Genomic DNA, 18,098 nt, shown 5'->3' with positions numbered 1-18,098 from the left:
ACGGTCTTGATCACGTGCGAAAGCGGCAGTCTCGCAACCAGTTTCGATGAACTCCCGCAGCGACCGATCGGCATTCTTGACGGCACGAACTTCAGCTTCCGCACTCGGGCACCGAGACAACCGGAACAACGTTGTCCAGCAACGGTTGCACGGGTACGCGGGCTGCACCCGGGGCCGTCGGCTCAGAGAGTCGGAAAGTCAGAACAGCAGTTTTTCCCGGCTCTATTGCCACCTGCGCTTCGAAGCTCGGGTGGCCGCGCTCAGTCGCGCCGAAGACACGGATCCTCGTGTCATTGGCAACTACGCCAATTACTTGCGCACCCTGAGTTGCGAGAAGCCGGACCGATGTGAGCATTGCGCCCCTTGGGATGTTATCTGCGAGTCCAGTGAAGAACCCCAGCTGCCCTGCGACGTAGTCCGACAATGGGTTCGCATCTGCGAGGGTATTGGTTAACCGAACCGTGACGGTCGACAGTCGTGTATCACCATCGCACCCGTCGGCAACGTACTCGATCTTCCGCTCCAAGTAGTAGTCCATCTTGTTGCCGCCGAGGTTGTTGATGACGACTCCCGCGTATGGCGCCGGATCGTCGGGGACCACGTGTGCCAGCGGAGTTTCCTCCAGAAGTTTCTGGTTGGCGGGCGACGAACTCCATACCAAGATTCGACGCTCACTGACCGCTCGACCCAAGGCGTCGAACAACGTGCGAGGAGACTTCACCGGGCCGCTGATCTTCTTGACCACCTCGCTGGCAACATCCTGCAGATACTGCTTACGCGCGGATTGGTCTGTGGGGAACCGGCTGTACACCGTCGACTCGGTGAGTTCGACGACATTGCTCTCCGTGACCGTCTCGCCACCTGGCATCACGACGGGTCCGGTAGCGCCAAGGATGTAGCTCAAGGCGACCGGGTCAATGGCGATGACTCCATCGACGTCCATCCCTGACTGCTGGGCCCACATCGACTTCCAGATTTGTGCCGCATACGGGAAGTGGGAACTCTGATTGCTGTTCCTGATATCAGTGCTCGGCTTCGTAAACCCGTACTGCTGGTCGAAATCTGGGCCGAGACTGATGGGTGTGAACGACTTGTCGAACTCGGTGTTTCGCCCCAGCGTGTCCACAGTGGGCTTGCCATCGTCGAATCGTAGGATTCCGAATCCTCCGAGCAAGCCCCCAGTGCCCCGTGCTTCGGCGTTGGTCTGAAAACCCATGAAGTAGCTGCGTGGGCCGTCGGCACCCATCATGGACGGCGCCAGCCGGGCCGCGATAGCGGTGCCGCCCAGTATGTGGGCGACGTCCGACGTCTGGGCTTGTAGTAGTGATCGGGCTTCGCCGAGCACGGAGAGATAGCGTGGATCCGAAATCGCCTTGGCGTTAGCGTCGACACGGGCCGCGGCTGCTGCGATCTTGCTCAGCGCTGGCTCTTCCCGGCGCAGTGCTTCCACATCCAGCCCACCGTCAGCCAACAGCTGACTCGGCGCGATAGTCGTGCCGGCGTCCGCAGCGGGCTTCAACACGTCCGCGGTCAGGCCGAGCACCACGTTCGATATTTGTTGGCCGGTCGTGAAGGGGCTGCCCAACCACGGCACTACGGAGATGATGTTCCACGGCAGGCTGTGCGTCGCGTCCCGAGCCGCCTGCGCGTGAGATTGCGCATCACCTGCGAAGCGGGAGGCATCAGCCGTATTGCCCTGCAGCAGGGCATCTTTAGCTTGCTGCGCGCTGGCACGCGCTTGTTCGAGGTTTGTCTTCGCTGCCTGCGCTCGGAACCCGAGCCAACAGCCCAACCCGATGACGACGACTAGCACCGCGAGCCCCGCCCAAGCGAGATGGCGGCGCCGGAGCCAAACCCGCCCCTCGCGGTCGTCTTCGCCGGTCAGAGTCGTATCGTCGGTGATCGAACCGTCGCTAGATCGGCGCCGTGAAAATGTGCCCACTCAGTACAATCTCCGTGCTCCGGTTGCAGTCTGCGCCAGCAGGGCAGCACAAAAGCTGACTATGTGGGACAACTCGCTCGCTACCTATCGGCATCCACTGGCGAGTGCTGCCGTACCTATCCCTACTTATCCCTACTGGGCGGTCTGGTAAGGGCCGACCTGGAGGTTTTGAGCGATCGTATTGGCGAAGGCGCTGACCCCGTTGCCTACGTTCGTGAAGAAGTCGCCGAGCGCTCCGGGGAGAATGTTGCCGATGAATTTAAGGAGTTCACCGGTTGCCGCGACCAAGACATAGGCGGTCGTTCCGGCATAGACGACGAATCCCCTCACGATCTGTTGGGTTCCGGCGACGGCTCCTTCGACCGCGTAGCAGCCCAATGCGAAGTCCGCGGTGGCGCACGAACTCGCGGCGGCCGCAGCAGCCATGGGGTAGACGACCGGATCAACGAGCGATGACACCGAGCCTCCGATGCCCTCCATGAACGGTGTGAGGGTCGGCGTCGCCTGGGCGAGCGTCGGCGTCAGCGTTGCTGCCGCAACGACCGCCACTGCAGCGGTGCCTACCTTGAAGTTCGTCGTGAAGCCCGAGAATCTGGTGGCAACGGTAGTCATTGTCTTCCCCCCTGCATTGAGGTTCCTGAATAGAACCTGAGAGTAATGGGAAGCATGGCAGCTTTTGTCATGGGCGTCAATACTAAAACCGCAGGTCAAACTACGTTTCAAAGGTATGAAACGCGGCGGGCGGAACTAGTGACCGTCGACGTCGAGGATTCGCGCGCGCCACCATGCACAAAGAGATCGCTTCAGTGGGCACAGCAAACAAAACCCCGGCACCAATTGGTGCCGGGGTTTCGGAGGCTTGGGCTTAGGTTGCTGCGCCCGGCTTGAGGTAGGTGACCAAGCTGACGTCGATGGCCTCGTCGACGAAGTAGAACTGGCACCCGGTGAGGTACTTCATGTACCGCTCGTAGTTCTCGACACCGGCTGCGGCGATCGCCTCGTCCTTGTGGTGCTCCAACCGCGCGGCCCAGATGCCGAGGGTCTTGATGTAGTGGTTGCGCAGCGAAATCGGCTCCGGCACGACGAAACCGGCCTTCTCGCCGTGCGCGACCATCATCTTGGTGCTGGGAATGCGGCCACCGGGGAAGATTTCGGTGATCATGAACTTCACGAAGCGTGCCAGCTCGAAGGTCAGCTTCTTGCCGCGTGCCTGGAGGTCGTCGGGATGGAAGCCGACGCTGCTCTGCACGGTCATTCGGCCGTCGTCGGGCATGACGTCGAAGCACATCTTGAAGAAGTCGTCGTACCGCTCGAAGCCGAAGTGCTCGAAGGCTTCGATCGAGACGATGCGGTCGACGGGGGAGTGGAACTGCTCCCACCCCTCGAGCCGCACGTCGAACGTGCGCTCGCTCTTCACGCCGGAGAGCAGCTGGCTGCAGTACGCCTGCTGGTTCTTCGACAGCGTCAGACCGATGACGTTGACGTCGTACTTCTCCATCGCGCGCAGCAGGGTCAGACCCCAGCCGCAGCCGACCTCGAGCAGCGTCATGCCCGGCTTCAGGTCGAGCTGATCGAGGTGCTGATCGACATTGGCGATCTGGGCCTCGGAGAGCGTGACGTTCGGGCCGGTGAAGTAAGCGCAGCTGTACTTGCGCGTGGGGTCCTGGAAGACGCCGAAGAAGTCGTCCGACAGGTCGTAGTGAGCCTGGATGTCCTCGAAGTGAGGAGTCAAGTCCTTGAGGCCGGTCGTGGTGTCTGCCATGTCTCTCCTGATGGCCCTTTCCTCGCATGCGCTGCGAGCAGCCGAATGTTCGATTTACCTGCGCAACCGCACCCTACGGGCACATCGGCCACGTCAGGCGCAACTAGGCAAACACCCTAGCGTTTCGCCTGTGTTCGGCCCTAATTCGCCGTGCCCTTGCGCAGGGTGAACTGGTTGACGTCGATGTAGCCGCGCCGGAACATGTCGGCGCAGCCGGTGAGGTACCGCATGTACCGCTCGTACACCTCTTCGGACTGGATGGCGATCGCATTGTCCCGTCGTGACGACAGCGCCTCCGCCCACAGGTCCAGCGTGCGTGCGTAGTGCAGCTGCAGCGACTGAACGCGCTCGACCGAGAAACCGACGTCGGACGCGTGCGCCTCGACGTCCTCGATGGCAGGCAGCTGACCGCCCGGGAAGATCTCCCTGGCGATGAACAGCGTGAAGCGGGCGGCATCCATCGTCAACGGGATACCGCGTCGCTTGACCTCGGCCATCATCAGCCGGGTGATCGTGTGCAGCAGCATCACGCCGTCGTCGGGCAGCACGCGGTTGGCCATCTCGAAGAACGGCACCCAGCGGTCGGCGCCGAAGTGCTCGAACGCACCGATCGACACGATGCGGTCAACCGGCTCGTCGAACTGCTCCCAGCCCTGCAGCAGCACCCGCATCGACCGGGGGCTCGCCGAGGACTCGAAGGCCAATCGGACGTGTGCGAACTGGTTCTCCGACAGCGTCAGCCCGATGACGTTGACGTCGTACTTCTCGACCGCGCGCAGCAGCGTGCCGCCCCAGCCGCAGCCCACGTCGAGCAGCGTCATACCCGGCTCGAGTCCGAGCTTGCCCAGCGACAGGTCGATCTTCGCCTTCTGTGCCTCTTCGAGCGTCATGTCGTCGCGTTCGAAGTACGCGCAGCTGTAGGTCTGGGTGGGGTCCAGAAACAGCCGGTAGAAGTCGTCGGAGAGGTCGTAGTGCGTCTGCACGTCCTCGAAGTGGGGCGTCAATTCGGACACGAGCAAAGTCCGCCTTCCAGTGGTGCGCCGCCCCTCCAGCTAAGTGGAGGATGCGGGATACGGTCGCCTCAGTCGCGCTCACGCTACCCGGGCGGGAGGTGACCGACGGACGCGCCTACTTGACCAGAGTGAACTGGCAGACGTCGATGTACCCGTCCTTGAAGCCCTGCGCGCATCCGGTCAGGTAGTGCATGTAGCGCTCGTAGACCTCTTCGGACTGGATGGCAATCGCCTCGTCCTTGTGCGCTTCCAGCGCAGCCGACCAGTGATCCAGCGTCCTGGCGTAGTGCTTTTGCAGGGACTGCGTGCGGGTCAGCTTGAAGCCGGCCTTCTCGGCGTGCTCACCCGCCAGCTCGGTGGTCGGCAGGTACCCGCCAGGGAAGATCTCGGTGAGGATGAACTTGACGAACTTGGCGATGGAGATCGTCAGCGGCAAGCCGGCCGCGGTCATCTGCGGCAGCGTGAGGGCCGTGATGGTGTGCAGCAACATGACGCCGTCGTCGGGAAGCACCTTGTAGGCCGTCGCGAAGAAGTCGTCCCAGCGATCGCGGCCGAAGTGCTCGAACGCGCCGATCGACACGATGCGGTCCACGGGCTGATCGAACTGCTCCCAGCCCTGCAGCAGGACCTGCTTCGAGCGAGGGCTCTCCGACTCCGCGAACACCTTCTCGACGTGGGCCTTCTGGTTCTCACTGAGCGTGAGGCCGATGACGTTGACGTCGTACTTCTCGATCGCACGCAGCATGGTCGAACCCCAGCCACAGCCGACGTCGAGCAGCGTCATGCCCGGCTCGAGTCCAAGCTTGCCCAGCGCGAGATCGACCTTCGCGAGCTGAGCTTCCTCGAGCGTCATGTCGTCGCGCTCGAAGTACGCGCAGCTGTAGGTCTGACTCGGGTCCAGGAAAAGCCTGAAGAAGTCGTCGGACAAGTCGTAGTGTGCTTGGACGTCCTCGAAGTGCGGCTTCAGCGCGCCCTTGCGGGTACTTTTCGTCATGTCAGTCGTGCCTTTCTGGGCAGTTCAGTGGCTCGTCGACGTCGGCGATGACCCGGCAAGCCCCCCGCTGCGGTCTCGGGGTGACTCTACGCCGAAGCCCTGATGGTCCGATAACGGCGAACTACGCCGCTTCGACGAACGTCTTCTGCAATTCGGTGACGATGTCGTCCCACAGGGGCTCGGGCAGCTCGTGGCCCATCCCGTCGAACAGCACCAGCCTTGCGTTCGGGATCGCCTTGGCGATCGCCTTGCCGCCGGACGGGCGCATCAACTTGTCCGCCTTGCCGTGGATGACGACGGTGGGTGCGGTGATCCGGCGGTCATGGTGCAGCAGGCTGCCGCTGCCGGTGATCGCGTTGAACTGCCGCGCGATGCCCTGCGGGTAGTGCGCGCGGTCGTAGAACGCGATCGCATCGGCGCGCAGCCTGTCGTCGGTCGCCGGGTAGCCGGGACTGCCGATGATCCGGCTGACCCTGATCGAGTTCTCGATGATCACCTCGCGCGGTGAATCCGGCGAGGGGCCGGTGACGACGGCGAGCAACTGCTGGGGTCCCGGCGGCGGCAGAAGAGCCTGGTTGTTCGACGAGAAGATGATGCCGAGACCCCGGGTCCGGGCGGCATGCCGGGCGGCGAAGACCTGCGCGATCATGCCGCCCATCGACGCACCGACGACGTGCGCACGATCGATGCCGAGGTGGTCGAGCAGCGCGGCCGCGTCATCCGCCATGTCCTCCAGCCGGTAGACCGACGGGCTTCGCACGCCCAGGAGCGAGCGCGCCATGTTCCCGACCTGAGAACCCTTGGTGCGCCGGCCGTCCAACTTTCCGGAGAGGCCGACATCGCGGTTGTCGAAGCGGATGACGCGCAGCCCCTGATCGATCAGCTTCTGGCAGAACTCTTCTCGCCAGAACACCAGCTGCGCGCCCAGACCCATGACAAGCAGCACGGCCGGGTCGTCGACGTCACCCATGTCCTCGTAGTGAATCGTCAGGTCACCCGACGGTGCCTTGCCCTCGCGGACGTCCACGCGGTCAGACCCCCAGCTCGTCGTTGTCATGCTCCTCGCGCAAGCGCTCGTCGACGTCATGCTCTTTGTGTTCCCGACTCACGTCCACCATGAAGTTGGCGAAGTAACCGGTGAGCTGCGGATCGCTCATCATCTGCCACTTGGGCGCCAGCAGCTTCATGTAGCGCTCGACGTAGAGGAACTGCTTGCCGATGAGCACCAGCTCGCGGGGCAGCTTGACGTCGTAGGCGTCGGCGAGCGCCGACAGTTGCTTGCCGATCTCGGCGTAGCCGAGGTCCCCGAGCGACTTGGTGGTGAGTGGCGTCGCGAACTTCTCCAGGTCCTGCGCTGCTTGAGCTTCGGGTTTCATGGTGCCGACGGCGCCCATCAACACGACGATCTTGCCGGCGGCGGCGTGGTCCTTCTTCACCAGCAGCGCGTAGACCAGTTCCCGCAGCAGCCAGCGGGTGCGCGGATCGACGCGGCCCATGATGCCGAAGTCGAAGAACACGATCTTGCCGTCGTCGTCGACGTAGAGGTTGCCCGCATGCAGATCACCGTGGAACAGGCCGTGGCGCAGCCCACCCTCGAACACGCTGAACAGCAGCGCCTTGACGAGTTCGGTCCCGTCGAAGCCCTTCTTGCGGATGGTGGCGACGTCGTCGATGCGCGTGCCCTGGATGCGCTCCATCGTCAGGACGCGTTCACTCGTCAGGTCCCAGTACACCTGGGCCACGCGGATGTTCTCGCCCAGCGGTGAGGCGTGCATGTGGGCCACCCACGCGTCCATCGACTGCGCCTCGAGCCGGAAGTCGAGTTCCTCGGCGAGGTTGGACGCGAAGTCGGCGACCACGTCCTGGGCGGACAGTCGCTGCCCGAGCTTCGCGAACTCCACCAGCCGCGCGCCACGCTTGAGGATCTGGAGGTCGGCCGCGACCCGACGGCGAATGCCGGGCCGCTGGATCTTGACCACGACCTCCTCGCCGGAATGCAGTGTGGCGTAATGCACCTGGGCGATCGACGCCGAGGCGAACGGCTCGTCCTCGAAGTGCTTGAACAGGTTCGCCGGGTCGTCGCCCAGTTCCTCCTTGAAGAGCGCGTGCACCTCGTCCTTCTTGGCGGGGGGCACACGGTCGAGGAGGCTGCGGAACTCGCGGCTCAGCGGCTCTCCGAACGCGCCGGGGCTGGACGCGATGATCTGGCCCAGCTTGACGTAGGTGGGACCCAGATCGGCGAACGTCTGGGGGACCTGTGCGACGATCTTCTCCTGCAGGGATCCGCGGCCGGCCAGCTTGGTGACGACCCGCGCGCCCGTCCGGGCGATCTGCCACCCAGTCGCGCCGACGCGGGCGGCCTCGACCGGCAAGGGCACCCGGTCCAGCTTGGCAACCTCGCGGTGCTTAGTCGTAGTCATGAATGCAGTGTCTCAAAAGTGTCCGGAGCACGGAAAATGCGTGTGCATCAGGTCACACCCAGGCGCGTCACGCGAAAGTGAACTCGACGTCGTCCCGGGTCCGCACCGGATCGCTGCCGAGGACGTAGCGGGGCTCGGTGTGCGGCGCCAGCGCGGGGTCGACGCCGTCGGCGACGCGGGCCTGCGCCTGGGTGAACTCCGGGATCTGGCCCGCCGCGGTGTGCAGGCCGTTGATGACCGTCCAGACCGCCGCCCGGCGCGCGGTCCGCTCGATCACGTTGGGGGAGCGGTGGCCGATCAACTGCTTGGCCCACGTGGGCATGGTGTCGCGGATGGCCCAGTCGACGGCGCTCTCCGGCATCGGCAGGTGGTGGCCGGTCGCCATGGCCGCACCGTGGGTGAGTGCCAGCTTGGGCAGGTAGGACTTCAGGCAGTCGTGCGTCTCGGCCTTCGTCGTCGGCAGGTCGGTACCGCCGAGCGCGTGACCCACCCGGACGAACTCGCCGTAGTAGGCGTCAAGCTTCCTGCCGCGCAGCGGACGCGGGTGGTACATCTCGTGCGCGGTCGCCAGGCCCCACACCACGGTGGCGTAGTTCCAACGCAGCCAGTCCGGGTCGTCGGCGTCGTACGAAGCGCCGTCGGGCCGGGTGCCCTTGATGGTGTGGTGCATGGCGCGCACGGTCTGCGCCAGCCGCTCGGCGGTCTCGGTCGTGCCGTAGGCGGTGCCGATGAAGAACGCGATCGAGTGGCCCAGCCGGACGGCGAGGCCCTTGGGATCGATGCGCGGCGGTGTTGCGGGGTCCTCGGAGCGCTCGACCAGCCGCGAATGGTGCACGCCCATCCAGTAGATCGACGGGTCGAGCCGCTCCAGGTACGCCGCACACTGCAGGCCGAAGATCAGCGTCTCGAGATGCGAGTGCACGTGCCAGACCGCACTGCCAGGGCCGAACCACCCGGGGTCACCCGCCGGCTCGGCGAACTCCATGCCGCGGAAGTAGTGCTGCCGCACGTTGCGGTCGAAGTGGTTCTGCAGCGACTGCTCGACGATCTGATGCGGCAACAGCACGGTGGCTCCCCAGGTTTGGCAACGTCTGTTGTCACCTTACCGGCGTCAACTGGCCGGCCGCCACCGCTTGATGAAGTCGGTCTCCGGCCATTCCTCGTGCGCGGCCATCAGCTCGTACATCGTTGCGCGATCGATCGACTCGCGAATGATGTCGGCGTGCCCGGCGTGCCTGGTCAACTCCTCGATCAGGTGCAGTGCCACCCAGCGCACCGGCCAGCTCTCGACGTCCTTCGGGAACCAGGGCACGTCGCCCGGCACCGGAACCTGGGTGTCGAGATCCTTCTCGGCGAACACCGCGAGGACCTCGTCGTTGGCCTTGCGGAGGTCCTCGAGCAGATCGACCAGGTTCTCGTCGTCACGCATGACGTGCTGGTCCTGGTATCCGGCCATCTGCTCCTGGAACGGGCGAGGATCCGGCGGCGGGAACTCGGGCGCGCAGGCGGCGCGCTCGGCCCACCCACGCTGGACGAAGGCGGCGTGCTTGATCAGCCCGCCGATCGACAGGGCGCTCACCGACGGCGTGGACCGGGCCTGCTCGTCGGTCAGTCCGTGCGCGACCGAGAAGAACGCGTTCTGGTTGAACGCGAGGAACTCGATGAGCGTCTGGCGCTCGCCGTCGGCGGGTGGGGGCATTCCGGGCATCAGTGGTTCTCCTCGGTGTTGGTGTTGGTGTTGGTGTTGCTGCTGTGGACGTACAGGTCGCGCAGGAGCGCCATCTCGGCGCCGTGATGGATCACTTCGCGGTTGATGTGCAGGACCAGCGCGCTCATCGGATGGTCGGCGTACGGACCCTCGGCAGGCCCGCACGGCCGGGCCAGGCCGTCGTCGTCGAGGCTGCGCACACCCGAGATCCAGCGGGCGTACTCGTCGTCGAGCTGCTGTAGTGCCGTCGCGGCATCGGTGGCATACGGCCACGACTCGTAGGACGCCGGCGGGCCGCCGAAGTGGGAATGGCTGCGCATCGCGAATACCCCGACGATGACGTGGGCCATCCGCCACGCGATCGTGGTGAACGGCTCCGGTCGAGGTGGCGGATAGCTGAAGTCGATGCCGCCATCGGGATGCACCGTCCAGCAATCGCCGACCGGCTGCCAGAAGTACTCGTCGTCGGAGAGGCCGTCGAGCCGGGGGCGCAACTGTTGCGTCCAGTGGAACTCAAGCTGATCCGTCAATTGCGAGGTGAGGGTCGTCGTGTCGGGCATGGCATAAGCGTCGCACCCGCATAGGACAGTTTCGGTCCTATGAGTTCGGATTGCATGAACCGGCGTGCCGCGGGCATGCGGTGAACGTGAATCAGATGCCGTCGAAGGCTCCCGGTCTGCTGCTCGGCCTCGGGCTCGGCGGCTTCGTCGACGGCATCGTGCTGCACGAGATCCTGCAGTGGCACCACATGATCAGCAGCACGCGATCGCCGGACACGCTGGCAGGCCTCGAGATGAACGTCGTGGCAGACGGCCTCTTCCACGTCGGCACGTGGCTGCTCGTCATGGCAGGCTCCACCATGACCGTCGTGTCCTGGCGGCAACGCCGACTGGCGCCCAACTGGTCGTTCCACTTCGGGCTGCTACTCGCGGGCTGGGGCGTGTTCAACGTCGTCGAGGGTCTGATCGACCACGTGCTGCTCGAAGTGCACCACGTACGCGACGACCTCGGCGGCCCCCTGGCATGGGACCTCGGCTTCCTGGCGTTCGGCCTCGTCCTGATCGGCTTCGGCTGGCTGCTGCACCGCCGAGGCGTGCGGCAGTTGGAGACCGTCTCGAGTTAGAGGACCGGAACGGTCCGCTATGTCTGGCACGCTGGGGCCGTGTCCGAGACCACCGGCCGTGTCCTGCAGTTGCTCGGCCTGCTGCAGTCACGACGGGTGTGGACGGGTGAAGAACTCGCCGAGCGCCTCGGCGTCACCGGACGCAGCGTGCGCCGCGACGTCGACCGCCTCCGCGACCTGGGCTATCCCGTACACGCCAGCAAGGGCCACGGCGGCGGCTACCAACTCGGCGCGGGCGCCGCTCTGCCACCCCTGCTGCTCGATCCCGAGGAAGCCGTCGCCATGGCGGTCTGCCTTCGCGTGGCCGCAGGTGGCAGCGTCGCAGGCGTCGGCGAATCGGCGCTGCGCGCACTGTCCAAACTCGACCAGGTGATGCCAGCCCGCCTGCGGTCGCAGGTCGCCGCGGTGCACGACGCCACCGTCACCCTGACGTCCGGACAGGGAGACACCCCGGTCGAACCCGACGTCCTCATGACCCTGGCCCGCGCCAGCCGCGACCACGAACACGTCACCGCCGGCTACGTCGACGTCCGGGGCAACGCCACGCAGCGCCGCCTCGAGCCCTATCAACTGGTCACCACCGGCAGGCGCTGGTACGTGCTCGCCTTCGACCGCGACAAGGACGACTGGCGCAGCCTGCGGCTCGACCGGATGGCCGACGTCAAGGCAGTCGGCAGCACGTTCACCCCGCGCGAGGCGCCCGACGCGGCGGACTACGTACGCCGCGCCGTCAGCACGTCGTCCTACCCCTATGTCGCCCGCATCCGGTACTTCGCGTCGGCCGACGTCATCGCCGCCGCGTTCCCTGCCACCGCAGTACAGGTCCAACCCGACGGACCCGCGCAGTGCATCGTCACCACGGGCGCCGACGACCCCGCGCACATGGTGCCGTGGCTGGCGATGCCCGGCATCGACTTCGAGGTCCTGGAGCCACCCGAGGTCGCCGAGGCCGTGACCGTGGTGGCCGAACGCCTACGGCGCGCGGCTCAGGGGTGAGTGCTCGACGCGCGACGGGACTTGCGGCGGGTACTGGTGGCGTGGTGCAGCCGTAACCGGAGCAGCAGCAGTCCGCGATGCGCCTCGAAACCCAGCGAGAGCGGATCGCGCCTCTTCGGCGTCGGCCCGGGTGCCGTGTCGTATTCGTTCACAATGACACCACTGTGACAGATTTCGACCGACCCGGCACGTCACGAAATGCACACGTCGGCTGACGGTGAAATGAATTGCTGCCCAACGCCGGCGCACGGTTCTCTCGCGAGGAAGCGGACGCCGACCGTACAGTGCGCTCATGGCCGTCGTCCCCGAGGTGTCAGCCGAGTCGACCGACCTGTTCGTCGGGCCCGAGGACGCGCTTCGGCAGGTGGTGCGGGTCCACCTGCCGCCGGGTTCGGCCGCCGCGGCCGTGCGCATCGACGGTGACGGTCTCACGTGCGATGACGTACCCGCGTCGTCGGGCGCAAAATTCCTTGAAGTTGGGGTCACCGTCACGGATCCGACGCCCGGCCGTGCGCGGGATGCACGGGTGGTGGTCGGCGACGCCTCCGCCCCGTTCACGTTCGTCGACGCCGAACCCGGCTGGACGATGTACATGATCAGCCACTTCCACTACGACCCCGTGTGGTGGAACACCCAGGCCGCCTACACGAGCACCTGGACCGAGGACCCGCCGGGACGCTGCCGCCAGACCAATGGCTTCGACCTGGTGGCCGCCCACCTCGACATGGCCCGCCGCGAACCGGAATACAAGTTCGTGCTCGCCGAGGTCGACTACCTCAAGCCCTACTGGGACGCCCGACCCGAGGACCGCGCGGAGCTGCGCCGCATGATCGCCGACGGTCGCGTCGAGGTGATGGGCGGCACCTACAACGAACCCAACACCAACCTGACCAGTCCCGAGACGGCCATCCGGAACTTCGTGCACGGCATCGGCTTTCAACGAGACGTGATGGGCGCCAATCCCGCCACCGCATGGCAGCTCGACGTTTTCGGGCACGACCCGCAGTTCCCCGGCATGGCCGCCGACGCGGGTCTCACGTCCAGTTCGTGGGCGCGTGGTCCGCACCATCAGTGGGGACCGATGGCCGGTGACGGCGATCCCGAGCGAATGCAGTTCGCCAGCGAGTTCGAGTGGCTCGCCCCGTCGGGACGCGGCCTGCTGACCCACTACATGCCCGCCCACTACGCGGCAGGCTGGTGGATGGACTCATCGCCGACGCTCGCCGAGGCGGAGGCCGCCACCTACGCGTTGTTCGCCGGACTCAAGAAGGTCGCGCTGACCCGCAACGTGCTGCTCCCCGTCGGCACCGACTACACGCCACCGAACAAGTGGGTCACCGAGATTCACCGCGACTGGAACGCCCGCTACACATGGCCGCGCTTCGTCTGCGCGCTGCCCAGCGAGTTCTTCGCCGCCGTCCGGACCGAACTCGACGAGCGCGGTGCTGCTCCCGCCCCGCAGACCCGCGACATGAATCCGATCTACACCGGCAAGGACGTCTCCTACGTCGACACCAAGCAGGCCAACCGCGCTGCCGAACACGCCGTCCTGCAGGCCGAGCGGTTCGCGGTGTTCGCCGGCCTGATCGCCGGAGCGGCCTATCCGCATTCGGCCCTGGCCAAGGCGTGGGTGCAACTGGCGTACGGGGCGCACCACGACGCGATCACCGGCTCGGAGTCCGACCAGGTGTACCTCGACCTCCTGACCAGCTGGCGCGACGCGTGGGATCTCGGCCGAGCGGCCCGCGACAGCGCACTGGACGTGCTGACCGGCGCGGTCGAGGGCGACGTCGTCGTGTGGAACCCATTGGCGCACAACCGCACCGATGTCGTCACGGTCCACTTCGGCGAGCCGTTCACCGGCGCGATGATCGACACCGACGGCACCGTGGTGCCGACGCTGATCGAGCACGGCGGCCACACCGTCAGCTGGCTCGCACGCGACGTGCCGTCGATGGGGTGGCGCGCCCACCGGACGGCCGGCGGAGCGCCGTCTGCGTGGGAGACGATGCCAGGCAACGAGATTCACAATGCGCACCACCGGATCCGGGTCGACGCCGCGCGCGGCGGTGGCGTGACGTCCTGGACGGCCGCGGGCCGGCAACTCATCGCCGAGGGCAGGGTCGGCAACGAGCTGGCCGTCTACGACGAGTACCCCGCCCACCCGGAAGCGGGGGAGGGGCCGTGGCACCTGCTGCCGAAGGGCCCACTGCGCACGTCGTCGAACGGCACCGCGGAGGTCCGGGCCGAACGCTGCGCGCTGGGAGAGCGGCTGACCGTCCACGGCCGGATCGAGGGCGTGCTGCGCTACACGCAGACCATCACGCTGTGGCGTGACGTCGACCGGGTGGACTGCCGCACCACGGTCGACGAATTCACCGGGCAGGACGCGCTGCTGCGCCTGCGCTGGCCGTGTCCGGTGCCCGGCGCGATGCCCGTCAGCGAGGTCGGGGATGCCGTGATCGGCCGTGGCTTCGGACTGATGCACGAACCCGGCGATCACGCGCACGCAGTGGACAGCGCCCAACATCCCTACACACTCGACAACCCGGCCTACGGGTGGTTTGGCCTGTCGTCGGCGCTGCGCATCCGGGTTCGTGGGGCGGGTACCGGCGGGGGCGGCGTCCGCGCGATATCGGTGGCCGAGATCGTGACACCGGTCGGTGCGGAGGCGTCGTCGGCGGTGCGGGACCTCTCGGTCGCGCTGGTGCGCGCCGGAGTCACGACCACCTGCAGCCACGCCGACAAACCGCGCTACGGCGACCTCACCGTGGACTCCAACCTGCCCGATGCGCGAATTGTTCTGGGCGGGCCCGACGTCAACGCCTTCACCGCGGCCGTGCTAGCGGCTGCCGACCCCGCCTACGCCACCGAGGTGCGGCGCCAACTCGACGAGTCCGGCGTGGCGCGAGTGTGGGTTCCGGCGTCACGCGCGCTGGCCGAGTGCTGGGTACCCGGTGCCGACCTGCGCGACGTCAGGGCACTGCCCGTCCTGGTGCTGGCCGGGGACGAGTCGGTGATCGCCGCGGTGGTCGACGACCTCGCCGACGCGGAGATCACCGTCGCGCAGCAGACCCCCCACGGCATCGGCGAATTCGACGCACGGACGGTCGCGGTCATGAACCGCGGCGTGCCCAGCTTCGCCGTCGACTCGGACGGCACACTGCACACGTCGCTGATGCGATCGTGCACCGGCTGGCCGTCCGGGACGTGGATCGACCCGCCCCGCCGCACGGCGCCCGACGGCTCGAACTTCCAGCTACAGCACTGGACTCACGACTTCGACTACGCGCTGGTGGCCTCGGTGGGCGACTGGCGCGACGCCGGCCTGCCCGCCCGCAGCGCGGAGTACTCCCAGCCACTGCTCGGGGTCGTCTCGCGACACCGGGACGGCGCGGGCGGATTGCCTGCGTGGGGCTCGATGCTCGAGGTCGAACCAGCAGGCCAGGTCGCGCTGGCCGCGTGCAAGGTCGCGGGCAACGCCATCGCCCACGGCAACAGCAGACACGTCGAGCCCGAGGACGGCATCACGCTGCGCCTGGTCGAGACCCACGGCCGGTCGACCGAGGTGTCGTTGCGGTCGGGGCTGCGCTCGGTGTCCGCGGCGCAACGGGTCGACCTCCTCGAGAGTCCCTTGACCAGTGCGGCCGGGGCGGCGCTGCACGGCTACGAGATCGCCAGCATTCACGCCGAACTGAACCTGCCGCGGCTCGACAGCAGCGGGCCGGTCGTCCTCGTCGCGGAAGCCGAAGCGGCGCAACCGCTCTACGCCAGGTACTGGCTGCACAACCGCGGTCCCGCCCCCATGGGTGGGCTGCCCGCCGTCGCGCACCTGGACCCTCAACGCGTGACCGCGGCGCCCGGCTCGACCGTCGCGCTGCGGCTCACCGCGGCCAGTGATTGCACTGACGCCACCCTGCACGGCCACGTGCGGTTGGTGTGCCCAACCGGTGTGTCCGCGACGCCCGACGAACTCCCGTTCCTGCTGCCGCCCGGCGAATACCTGGAAACCGCCGTCTCCATCGACATTTCGGCGGATGCCGCCCCCGGCCGCTACCCAATCCGCGCGGAACTCGCCGTCACCGGCCACTCCGACATACCCCCGTCGTGGCGGCAACTCGTCGAGGACGTCTGCTGGATCACCGTCGGCGACGTCACCGATGACGTGCTCCGCCTCGTCGATGGCCCCGAGCCCATCGACGTCGCGGCGGGCGGCAGCGCCACCCTGAGCGTCACCGTGGGAACCGACGCGAGGGCCGACCTCTCCCTCGAAGCGCACCTCATCAGCCCATGGGGTACCTGGGAGTGGGTCGGACCATCGGCCGTCGGCGCAGAACTGCCCGCCGGTGGAACGGCTCGGCTGAACTTCGACGTGTCGCCGCCGGCCTGGGTGCGACCCGGCCAATGGTGGGCGCTGGTTCGAGTCGCGTGCGCAGGCCACCTGCTCTACACGCCCGCGGTCGCGGTGACGGTGCGATGAGTACGCCCGTCGCTGCCACTGTCGCCGGCCGAGTCGTCACCGTCGCCGAGGTGGACGATCGCGAAATCGAGCTGCGCGCAACGGTATTGGCGTCAGCGCTACCCAGGCCCGACACCAGCGAGGGGCGACAGCTGCGCCGCTGGCTGACCCAGCTCATCGTCGCCGAACGCGTCGTCGAGGCCGAACCCGTAAACGTCACACCCGGCGACGTGCCCGCCGAGGACGACCTCCTGCCCGACACGGCGGCGCGCCTCGAGATCGGCAGCATCGCCGCGTCTGTGCTGCGGGCTCGGCGCGCGCGTGCGGTGTTCGTGCGCGTCACCGCAGACGTCCGGATCGACGACGCCGAGGTCGCGGAGTACCACGCGCGCAACCCGAGTCGGTTCAGCACTCCGGTCGTCGTCGACGGCAGGTGGCATCATCCCCCCGTGCCCCAAACCCTCGACGAGGCCCGGCTCGCGGTGGCCGCACACCTGCTGGCATCCGCCCGACGGCGGCGGTTCCGCCTGTGGCTAGACGCCAAGCGGGCCGAACTCGTCGCGCTCGCACCGGGCTACGAACACCCCGGCGACCCCCGCCAGCCCGACAACACGCACAAGCACTGATGGCCGCCTCCTCCGCGGGTGGACTGACACTCGCCGTCGACGTGGGTGGTACCAAGATCGCCGTCGGACTCGTCGACCCCGACGGCACCCTTGTGCACCGCGAGCAGCAACCCACACCCAAGACCGATGCGCAGGCGATATGGGCGGTCGCCGAGGCGCTCATCGTCGACGCACTGCGCATCGCGGGCGGCTCGGTCGACGGGGTCGGCATCTCGTCGGCAGGACCCATCGACCTGCCGACCGGGACGGTGAGTCCCATCAACATCACCGCGTGGCAGCAGTTCCCGATCGTCGAACGGGTGGCCGCCGCCACCGGTGTTCCGGTCCGGCTCGGCGGTGACGGACTGTGCATGGCGCTGGGCGAGCGGTGGCGCGGGGCGGGCAGGGGAGCGGACTTCCTCCTCGGCATGGTCGTCTCGACCGGCATCGGCGGCGGACTCGTCCTCGACGGCGCACCGTACGACGGCCGCACCGGGAACGCGGGCCACGTCGGCCACGTCGTCGTCGACCCCGACGGCGGGCCGTGCACGTGTGGCGGCAAGGGCTGTGCCGAGACCATCGCATCGGGACCGAACCTCGCCCGCTGGGCGCGCGCCAACGGGTGGGACGCCCCGCCCGAGGCCGACGCCAAGGACCTCGCCGATGCCGCCACCGCTGGCGACGCCATCGCGCTGCGCGCATTCCGGCGTGGCGGCACAGCCGTCGCAGCGACCATCGCGTCGGTGGCTGCGGTCTGCGACCTGGACCTCGTGGTGATCGGCGGCGGGGTGGCCAAGTCCGGACCGCTGCTCTTCGACCCGCTATACGAGGCGCTCGACGACTACGCCGGGCTGACCTTCATCCGCGACCTGCGCGTTGTCCGCGCCGAACTCGGTGGTGACGCGGGCCTGGTCGGCGCCGCCGCCCTCGCGATTTCGGCGCGCTGACCCGCGCTCATCGCGGACATCCGCGCCGAAATCGCACGGGGTGAGGCCGCGTTTTGGCTGATGGGCTGCCGATCCGCTACTCTTGGCCCGTTCCACCGAAGACCGTCGGTCACCGAGAAATCGGTTGAA

The 18,098-nt window shown here is 67.1% G+C and carries 16 protein-coding genes; 5 read left to right on the top strand and 11 right to left on the bottom strand.

The features are described from left to right. Positions 1 to 91: 91 nt before the first annotated feature. From LOK44_RS10975 to LOK44_RS10930, 10 genes are all read right to left on the bottom strand, one after another. Positions 92 to 1,942 carry a DUF4012 domain-containing protein gene (locus LOK44_RS10975; RefSeq protein WP_237570007.1) on the bottom strand — a complete coding sequence of 617 codons (1,851 nt, stop codon included), beginning with the start codon at positions 1,940 to 1,942 and terminating at the stop codon, positions 92 to 94. Between the two features lie 132 nt (positions 1,943 to 2,074). Next, a complete protein-coding gene (locus LOK44_RS10970) occupies positions 2,075 to 2,554 on the bottom strand; it encodes a hypothetical protein (protein ID WP_237570006.1) in 480 nt (159 codons plus the stop codon). 253 nt (positions 2,555 to 2,807) lie between these two features. Next, positions 2,808 to 3,704 carry a cyclopropane mycolic acid synthase family methyltransferase gene (locus LOK44_RS10965; RefSeq protein ID WP_237570005.1) on the bottom strand — a complete coding sequence of 299 codons (897 nt, stop codon included), beginning with the start codon at positions 3,702 to 3,704 and terminating at the stop codon, positions 2,808 to 2,810. A 140-nt stretch (positions 3,705 to 3,844) separates the two neighbouring features. Continuing rightward, entirely contained in the window at positions 3,845 to 4,717 is an 873-nt protein-coding gene (locus LOK44_RS10960; RefSeq protein WP_237570004.1) for a cyclopropane mycolic acid synthase family methyltransferase, read from the bottom strand. A gap of 115 nt (positions 4,718 to 4,832) precedes the next feature. Continuing rightward, positions 4,833 to 5,711 carry a cyclopropane mycolic acid synthase family methyltransferase gene (locus LOK44_RS10955; protein ID WP_237570003.1) on the bottom strand — a complete coding sequence of 293 codons (879 nt, stop codon included), beginning with the start codon at positions 5,709 to 5,711 and terminating at the stop codon, positions 4,833 to 4,835. Between the two features lie 121 nt (positions 5,712 to 5,832). Next, complete coding sequence (locus LOK44_RS10950) at positions 5,833 to 6,738, bottom strand: alpha/beta fold hydrolase (protein WP_237570583.1); 906 nt, start codon at positions 6,736 to 6,738, stop codon at positions 5,833 to 5,835. 4 nt (positions 6,739 to 6,742) lie between these two features. Then, entirely contained in the window at positions 6,743 to 8,131 is a 1,389-nt protein-coding gene (locus LOK44_RS10945) for an ABC1 kinase family protein (protein WP_237570002.1), read from the bottom strand. Positions 8,132 to 8,198: 67 nt separating this feature from the next. After that, positions 8,199 to 9,197 (bottom strand): oxygenase MpaB family protein, encoded by a 999-nt coding sequence (locus tag LOK44_RS10940; RefSeq protein WP_237570001.1) that lies wholly within the window; start codon positions 9,195 to 9,197, stop codon positions 8,199 to 8,201. Positions 9,198 to 9,242: 45 nt separating this feature from the next. Then, positions 9,243 to 9,839 (bottom strand): DinB family protein, encoded by a 597-nt coding sequence (locus tag LOK44_RS10935; RefSeq protein WP_237570000.1) that lies wholly within the window; start codon positions 9,837 to 9,839, stop codon positions 9,243 to 9,245. Next, positions 9,839 to 10,399: a DinB family protein gene (locus LOK44_RS10930; RefSeq protein WP_237569999.1), complete on the bottom strand. Its 561-nt coding sequence runs from the start codon at positions 10,397 to 10,399 to the stop codon at positions 9,839 to 9,841. The genes LOK44_RS10935 and LOK44_RS10930 overlap by 1 nt, the downstream gene beginning before the upstream one ends. A 95-nt stretch (positions 10,400 to 10,494) precedes the next feature. On the opposite strand from LOK44_RS10930, the gene LOK44_RS10925 reads away from it, so the two are divergent. Next, the gene (locus tag LOK44_RS10925; RefSeq protein WP_237569998.1) at positions 10,495 to 10,962 is read left to right on the top strand and encodes a DUF2243 domain-containing protein; all 468 of its coding nucleotides are present in this window, start codon (positions 10,495 to 10,497) and stop codon (positions 10,960 to 10,962) included. Positions 10,963 to 11,001: 39 nt separating this feature from the next. Then, positions 11,002 to 11,958, top strand: a complete 957-nt coding sequence (locus LOK44_RS10920) for a helix-turn-helix transcriptional regulator (protein WP_237569997.1) — start codon at positions 11,002 to 11,004, stop codon at positions 11,956 to 11,958. On the opposite strand, the gene LOK44_RS10915 is transcribed toward LOK44_RS10920, so the two are convergent. Then, positions 11,949 to 12,110: a hypothetical protein gene (locus tag LOK44_RS10915; protein WP_237569996.1), complete on the bottom strand. Its 162-nt coding sequence runs from the start codon at positions 12,108 to 12,110 to the stop codon at positions 11,949 to 11,951. The two genes, LOK44_RS10920 and LOK44_RS10915, sit on opposite strands and share 10 nt — an antisense overlap. A 140-nt stretch (positions 12,111 to 12,250) precedes the next feature. On the opposite strand from LOK44_RS10915, the gene LOK44_RS10910 reads away from it, so the two are divergent. From LOK44_RS10910 to LOK44_RS10900, 3 genes are read left to right on the top strand one after another with little or no spacing between them, the layout of a single operon-like run. After that, positions 12,251 to 16,438, top strand: coding sequence for a glycoside hydrolase family 38 N-terminal domain-containing protein (locus LOK44_RS10910; RefSeq protein WP_237569995.1), 4,188 nt, complete (start codon positions 12,251 to 12,253; stop codon positions 16,436 to 16,438). Next, on the top strand, positions 16,435 to 17,043 hold the full coding sequence (locus LOK44_RS10905; protein WP_237569994.1) for a DUF7158 domain-containing protein: 609 nt from the start codon (positions 16,435 to 16,437) through the stop codon (positions 17,041 to 17,043). Before LOK44_RS10910 ends, LOK44_RS10905 begins: the two co-directional genes overlap by 4 nt. Then, positions 17,043 to 17,969, top strand: coding sequence for an ROK family protein (locus LOK44_RS10900; RefSeq protein WP_237569993.1), 927 nt, complete (start codon positions 17,043 to 17,045; stop codon positions 17,967 to 17,969). Before LOK44_RS10905 ends, LOK44_RS10900 begins: the two co-directional genes overlap by 1 nt. The last annotated feature ends 129 nt before the right edge of the window (positions 17,970 to 18,098 follow it).

The sequence above is a fragment of the Mycolicibacterium lacusdiani genome, from assembly GCF_021916785.1.
GTDB lineage: Bacteria > Actinomycetota > Actinomycetes > Mycobacteriales > Mycobacteriaceae > Mycobacterium > Mycobacterium lacusdiani.
The sequence above is the reverse complement of the archived record's forward strand: the minus strand, read 5'-3'. Positions and strand labels throughout refer to the sequence as shown.

Bases quoted from the DNA above. Each gene is read 5' to 3' on its own strand.
- LOK44_RS10935 (WP_237570000.1), bottom strand. From the start codon at position 9,839: ATGCCCGGAATGCCCCCACCCGCCGACGGCGAGCGCCAGACGCTCATC.
- LOK44_RS10910 (WP_237569995.1), top strand. From the start codon at position 12,251: ATGGCCGTCGTCCCCGAGGTGTCAGCCGAGTCGACCGACCTGTTCGTC.
- LOK44_RS10905 (WP_237569994.1), top strand. From the start codon at position 16,435: ATGAGTACGCCCGTCGCTGCCACTGTCGCCGGCCGAGTCGTCACCGTC.
- LOK44_RS10970 (WP_237570006.1), bottom strand. From the start codon at position 2,554: ATGACTACCGTTGCCACCAGATTCTCGGGCTTCACGACGAACTTCAAG.
- LOK44_RS10925 (WP_237569998.1), top strand. From the start codon at position 10,495: ATGCCGTCGAAGGCTCCCGGTCTGCTGCTCGGCCTCGGGCTCGGCGGC.
- LOK44_RS10945 (WP_237570002.1), bottom strand. From the start codon at position 8,131: ATGACTACGACTAAGCACCGCGAGGTTGCCAAGCTGGACCGGGTGCCC.
- LOK44_RS10965 (WP_237570005.1), bottom strand. From the start codon at position 3,704: ATGGCAGACACCACGACCGGCCTCAAGGACTTGACTCCTCACTTCGAG.
- LOK44_RS10955 (WP_237570003.1), bottom strand. From the start codon at position 5,711: ATGACGAAAAGTACCCGCAAGGGCGCGCTGAAGCCGCACTTCGAGGAC.
- LOK44_RS10930 (WP_237569999.1), bottom strand. From the start codon at position 10,399: ATGCCCGACACGACGACCCTCACCTCGCAATTGACGGATCAGCTTGAG.
- LOK44_RS10900 (WP_237569993.1), top strand. From the start codon at position 17,043: ATGGCCGCCTCCTCCGCGGGTGGACTGACACTCGCCGTCGACGTGGGT.